Origin of the sequence: Acinetobacter sichuanensis, assembly GCF_003024515.2 — a bacterium.
Classification (GTDB): domain Bacteria; phylum Pseudomonadota; class Gammaproteobacteria; order Pseudomonadales; family Moraxellaceae; genus Acinetobacter; species Acinetobacter sichuanensis.
The window spans coordinates 1-875 of sequence record NZ_PYIX02000184.1; the positions used below are offsets into that span (position 1 = coordinate 1).

The following is an 875-nucleotide window of genomic DNA, read 5'->3' on the forward strand; positions in this document are numbered from 1 at the left end:
CCAACTTAGTTGATGGCTTACTTGGCGGCTTATTATCGCTTGATCTTGTATCTGGTTTATTAGATGGTCTTTTAGGTGGCTTATTATCACTTGACCTTGTAACTAATCTTGTTGATGGCTTACTTGGTGGCTTGTTATCTCTTGATCTTGTATCTGGTTTATTAGACGGCATCTTGGGTGGTTTATTATCACTTGACCTTGTAAGCAACTTAGTTGATGGCTTACTCGGCGGCTTGTTATCGCTTGACCTTGTATCTGGTTTATTAGACGGCATCTTGGGTGGTTTATTATCACTTGACCTTGTAACCAACTTAGTTGATGGCTTACTCGGCGGCTTGTTGTCTCTTGATCTGGTAACTGGTTTATTAGATGGTCTTTTAGGTGGCTTATTATCACTTGACCTTGTAACCAACTTGGTTGATGGCTTACTTGGCGGCTTATTATCGCTTGATTTAGTCTCTGGTTTATTAGATGGCGTATTGGGTGGTTTATTATCACTTGACCTTGTAACCAACTTAGTTGATGGCTTACTCGGCGGCTTGTTGTCTCTTGATCTCGTAACTGGTTTATTAGACGGCGTATTGGGTGGTTTATTATCACTTGATCTAGTAACTAATCTTGTTGATGGTTTACTTGGCGGCTTGTTATCGCTTGACCTTGTATCTGGTTTATTAGACGGCATCTTGGGTGGTTTATTATCACTTGACCTTGTAACTAATCTTGTTGATGGTTTACTTGGCGGCTTGTTGTCTCTTGATCTAGTTTCTGGTTTATTAGATGGTCTTTTAGGTGGCTTATTATCACTTGACCTTGTAAGCAACTTAGTTGATGGCTTACTTGGCGGCTTGTTATCTCTTGATCTAGTCTCTGGTTTA

1 protein-coding gene is annotated in these 875 nt (G+C 40.2%); it reads left to right on the top strand.

Features of this window, described 5'->3' with window-relative positions:
• Positions 1 to 875 (top strand): hypothetical protein (locus tag C9E89_RS23595; RefSeq protein WP_213069664.1); only part of this gene is annotated, 875 nt, incomplete at both ends.